Source organism: Acidovorax sp. (assembly GCF_046341535.1).
Classification (GTDB): domain Bacteria; phylum Pseudomonadota; class Gammaproteobacteria; order Burkholderiales; family Burkholderiaceae_C; genus Acidovorax.
Window position 1 is genome coordinate 1 of the sequence record NZ_JBKDRI010000070.1, and the last position, 4,492, is coordinate 4,492.

The 4,492-nt window shown below is 60.4% G+C and carries 6 protein-coding genes; all 6 read right to left on the reverse strand.

Features of this window, described 5'->3' with window-relative positions; translation table 11 throughout:
• Positions 1-129 precede the first annotated feature (129 nt).
• Complete coding sequence (locus tag ACK543_RS04800) at positions 130-462, reverse strand: TOTE conflict system archaeo-eukaryotic primase domain-containing protein (protein WP_409941716.1); 333 nt, start codon at positions 460-462, stop codon at positions 130-132.
• 122 nt (positions 463-584) lie between these two features.
• The gene (locus tag ACK543_RS04805) at positions 585-920 is read right to left on the reverse strand and encodes a hypothetical protein (RefSeq protein ID WP_409941711.1); all 336 of its coding nucleotides are present in this window, start codon (positions 918-920) and stop codon (positions 585-587) included.
• Positions 917-1,474, reverse strand: a complete 558-nt coding sequence (locus ACK543_RS04810) for a hypothetical protein (RefSeq protein WP_409941712.1) — start codon at positions 1,472-1,474, stop codon at positions 917-919. Before ACK543_RS04810 ends, ACK543_RS04805 begins: the two co-directional genes overlap by 4 nt.
• A gap of 71 nt (positions 1,475-1,545) precedes the next feature.
• Complete coding sequence (locus ACK543_RS04815) at positions 1,546-2,373, reverse strand: type I restriction-modification system subunit M (RefSeq protein ID WP_409941713.1); 828 nt, start codon at positions 2,371-2,373, stop codon at positions 1,546-1,548.
• Positions 2,370-2,582 carry a helix-turn-helix domain-containing protein gene (locus ACK543_RS04820; RefSeq protein ID WP_409941714.1) on the reverse strand — a complete coding sequence of 71 codons (213 nt, stop codon included), beginning with the start codon at positions 2,580-2,582 and terminating at the stop codon, positions 2,370-2,372. The genes ACK543_RS04815 and ACK543_RS04820 overlap by 4 nt, the downstream gene beginning before the upstream one ends.
• A 533-nt stretch (positions 2,583-3,115) precedes the next feature.
• Positions 3,116-4,345 carry a M20 family metallopeptidase gene (locus ACK543_RS04825; protein WP_409941715.1) on the reverse strand — a complete coding sequence of 410 codons (1,230 nt, stop codon included), beginning with the start codon at positions 4,343-4,345 and terminating at the stop codon, positions 3,116-3,118.
• Between the last annotated feature and the right edge of the window lie 147 nt (positions 4,346-4,492).

Consider the following 4,492-nt stretch of genomic DNA (forward strand, 5'->3'; position numbering starts at 1 on the left):
TTGGATGCATTTGCCAGCGCTGCTGTTGGGGTGCCAGGCAAGGCGCGACGACGCGGCAGGCTCGTGCCTGCAAGGAGGAGCAACACCGCATGGCGCTCCAAAAGCGGTGCTGGCAAGTGCATAGCGCTGTCACCCCAAAGGTGAGGCTGCAAAAACAGCCCAAGGCTCGAGTCCATGCGGTGTGCGCCAAGAGTACAAGCGGTCAACTGCCGTTTTAGGGTGAGTGCTCAATGCCTCGGCCTGGGCAATTTGAGCGTCAACTCCGGCTTGCAATGCTGGTGGCGGATGGTTTTCGCAGACCCCGGCGCGCCACTCATTGATGCAGGCTGGGGCATAGCCTGATTTACCAGAGGTCTTGCCTTCCCAGCGGATCGGGTACGCATCTGTGCGCCCGCGAAACAGCCGCCGCAACAGTGCCACCTTCTCAGCAGTGGACAACCGGGATAGTTCTGACTCCTGCACGGCAACAACTGGCTGTGGCGGTACCCGCCATTCGATTCCGTGAGATTCGAGCAGTGCAACCAAGCGTGTGTTTTGGGCCCGGAGGACTTTCAGTTCCAAAGCCAGATCGACCTCCGGGCCGTTTATGCCGCGCGCACCGCAGTGAAAGCCGAGTCATCGCTCAGATGGATGAAGATGCGTCCCTGCGCCTGATCGTCAGTCACGTCCAGCCAACCGCGCCCGCTCACCGGGTCGTTTTCATCCACGCCCGACCAGGAAAACTCCACTCGCGCCACGCCGTCCACGCTGCTGACCCGCGCATCAAGGTCGCCCTGCACCAAGCCGAACTGAAGTTCGCCCGTCAGGTGGCTACGGATGGTGATGTGCGCCGGGGCTTCCATGTCAAAGTAGTCGGCATCCCAGACTTCCATGCCGGTGATGCGCCAAGTGCCCAGCACAGCCTTCTCCGCCTTTTTCATTCCTCGCCCGCCAAACTGGCTTCCGACCAAAAATGGTCGAAGTTATCGCCCACGCCCCAGCCGACGTTCTGTCCCAGTTGGCGCACCCGGTCGAGTCTGGACAGCAAAGCCGCCTGCTGCGCCTTGCGCAAGGCCAGCACGTATTTCAGCGCCTGTTCGAACATCCGTACCAACGCGTCATAAAAGCCTTCGTCGTCCATACCGCAACCGGCCAGAAAATCGAACACTTCCTCACAGTAGAACACCGTGAGTTCGGCCAAGCCCTCGGGCTGCCCCAGTGCCTTTTTGTAATCGCTGATGGCCTTCTTGGCCTTGCTTACGGAAATTGGATTGCGAAGATCCGGCGGATTGATCCAGCGGATGATCACATCTTTGTAGGGCTCCAGCGGGTCATCGCCCAACCCAAAGCGGGCGTGCAGAAACGCCTTGTTGTCTTTGCTGGCAGCGTACAAGTCTTGCACCAGCCCGAGCAGGCCAGCGCGGTCGAAGTCGGCCAGCCTGGTTTTGACATCGCTCCAACTGGGCGTGGATTTTTTGGGGGGGGTGACGGCCATCGCCTTATTCCTCATAGCTATCCAGCGTGTTGCCGGATTCAATCTGTATCAGCACGCGATCAAAATCGCTCTCAAACAACCGATCCTGCACGATCCGATATTTCTCGAACTCGCTTTCGGCGTGGGCCTTGGTGATTTTCGCCGACACCTTGCCGGCATCCTGGAGAACCTCGCGACCGGTAGCCCGCTTGCGTAACTGCACCGCGCGCTCGGAATTGACCTTGTAGCCCACCGCGATGATGCCAGTGCATGGCCAGCCGTGCGATCAGCTTGGAGACCTGCTGGGGCGTGAAGAACTCGCCCCCAGACTTGCCCGCATTGGCAGCGTAGTTGGAGATCAGGAATTCGTAGGCGTCGCCAAACAGGTCGATGTGGCTGGCATCGCTGTTTTCATAAAAGTCATGGCCGAAGTCCAGCTCGGCCACGCCTTTGAGCACAGCAGCCAGGCGGGCGTTTTTGTCTTTGACGGTATTGCCAAGGCGCTTGCTGGTGGTGTCGAAGTCGGCGAATAGGCCACGGATGTCGCGCTCTGAGGGGTAGCCCAGAGCGGAGTTTTCAATGGATTGAAAAATGGCCGCCAAATCGGTGTTCAGGCTGTCGTTACCGTTGGCGCTGGCGACGACACGGGCAAACAACTGGCTGGGGTAGATGAAGTAACCCTTGGTTTTGATGGCATCGTCCCGGATGTCTGGCGTGATGACCACGTCGTTCAGCGCGGCGTAGTGGATGCTCTGGTCACCGCCCTTGATGTAGGCCGCAAAGTTTTCGCTGATGAAACGGTAGAACAAGGTACCCAGCACGTATGGCTTGAAGTCCCAGCCGTCGAAAGCGCCACGCACATCGTTAGCGATTTGCCAGATCCGGCGTTGCAGTTCGGCGCGTTGTTGAATGCTGGTCATGCTCGGTTTCCTGTCGAATCTTTCGTTTTTTCGTCATCCGCGCCACCGGCGCGCACCCAGTCGTCCACCTCGGACACCTGGAATTTCCACAGCCGCCCAACCCGGTGCGCGGGCAGACCCTTGCGGTCGATCCAGCGGTAGATCGAGTCGCGCGTGACACCCAGATGCTCGGCAATCTGGTCCACGGATACCCATGGTTCAGCGGTCAAGGCAATGCTCCAGTGACAGCAGTTTGGATGGCATAAAGTCGGTTTTAGTCGCAAATGGTGTAATTTATCAGCTTGCCGGGAGGCAGGCGAGTGCCCGACACCCAGAGAATGATCTTTCGTTTGGCTTTCCTGTCCTTCAGCGCCTGCAGGGGCGACATCCCGGATCTTCCTTCAGTGCGGGCATGCGGGTGCCGCTGTGCAGGCGGGCTTCGACGGGCTCAGCCTGAACGGTTTTGGGGGTAGCGCCCTGGCTTCGATAGGCTCAGCCTGAACGGGTGGGGGGGCAGCGCTCCGGCTTCGACAGGCTCAGCCCGAACGGTTGGGGCAGCGCCCCGGCTTCGGCGGGCTCAGCCCGATCAGATGGGTCGATCCAAAAAGTCAGTCGGTCCGTACAGCAAAGCGCGAACGTATGGCATCAGCCTCTACAGCCCAGCACGCCCCAACGCGTTCCCGATGACAAAAATGCTATTGAAAGCATAGCGACAAAGTCAATGATATCAAGCGCAACGGCCTAAAAACAGGCTGAAAATCCTTCACCCAGTCAGCAGATCACTCAATGCCCGCGCCACGACCTTGGTCGCCCGGCGCAAATCCTCCAGGTCCAGCCGCTCGTCCGCCCGCTTGGCGTGCGACTCCAGCACGGTGCGCGGCCCTGCGCCGTAGATCACCCCTGGGATGCCGCGCTCCACGTACAGGCGCACATCGGTGTAAAGCGGCGTGCCCACCGCCGGAACCGGCTCGCCGATCACTGCGGCTGCGTGTTTTTGCAGGGCTTCGACCAAGGGTGCATTGCCCGTCAGAGGCGTCATGGCATGGGCCAGCAGTAGCCGTTTGATCTCTACGCTGATGCCGGCCCGCTCGCTGGCGGCGTTCTCGATCACGCGGCCGATGGTGGCTTCCACCTCGACCGGGTTCTCCTCGGGGATCATGCGGCGGTCGAGCTTGAACGTGACCTTGCCGGGCACCACGTTGGTGTTCGTGCCGCCTTCAATGCGGCCCACATTCAGGTAGGGGTGCTTGATGCCCGGGACGTTGGATGTGACCCGCAGGTAGTCCTGGTTTTGCGCGTACAACGCGTTCAAGATGTGCACGGCGCCTTGGAGCGCGTCCACGCCGGTGTGGGGTACGGCGGCGTGGGCCATCTTGCCGTGCACGGTCACTTCCATCTGCAGGCAGCCGTTGTGCGCGGTGACCACTTCGTAGCTGAAGCCGGCAGCGATCAGCAGGTCGGGCTTGGTCAAACCGTGCCGCAACAGCCATCCAGGGCCCAGCTCGCCGCCAAACTCCTCGTCATAAGTGAAGTGCAGTTCCACCGCGCCGCGGGACGGTCTGGCAACGGCTTCCAGTGCCCGTACCGCAAAGGTAAAGCTCGCGAAGTCGCTCTTGCTCACTGCGGTGGCGCGGCCATACATTTTTCCGTCCACCACTTCAGCGCCGTAGGGGTCGTGCGTCCAGCCTTCACCCGGCGGCACAACATCACCGTGCGCGTTCAGGGCAATGGTCTTGCCGCCTGTGCCATAGGGCCTGCGCACGATCAGGTTGGTGATGGACTCCATGCCATAGGCCTGCACCTCGGCAGCAGGCACCGCATGCTTTTGCGCCTCGAAGCCAAAACCCTTGAGCAATTCGGCCGTGCGCTCCGCGTGGGGCGCATTGTTACCGGGGGGGGTATCGGTAGGAACCCGCACCAGGGCCTGCAAAAAGCGCACTTCCTCGTCGAAGTGCTGGTCAATCCAGGCATCAAGTGCAGAGTAATCAGTCATGGGGTTCCTAGGAGCCTGTCGGACTTGGAAATCGTCGGCTGCAAATCGACCGCAGCGGTCCATTTTTAACCGCCTTTTTGCCCCATAGCTCGGCTATGGGGCTGCAAATTCGGCAAAAACTGTCCTCGCTGGGGCCGATTTTCGCTT

Excerpts from the sequence above, each read along its gene's own strand:
- ACK543_RS04805 (WP_409941711.1), bottom strand. The coding sequence starts at position 920 with ATGAAAAAGGCGGAGAAGGCTGTGCTGGGCACTTGGCGCATCACCGGC.
- ACK543_RS04810 (WP_409941712.1), bottom strand. The coding sequence starts at position 1,474 with ATGGCCGTCACCCCCCCCAAAAAATCCACGCCCAGTTGGAGCGATGTC.
- ACK543_RS04815 (WP_409941713.1), bottom strand. The coding sequence starts at position 2,373 with ATGACCAGCATTCAACAACGCGCCGAACTGCAACGCCGGATCTGGCAA.
- ACK543_RS04825 (WP_409941715.1), bottom strand. The coding sequence starts at position 4,345 with ATGACTGATTACTCTGCACTTGATGCCTGGATTGACCAGCACTTCGAC.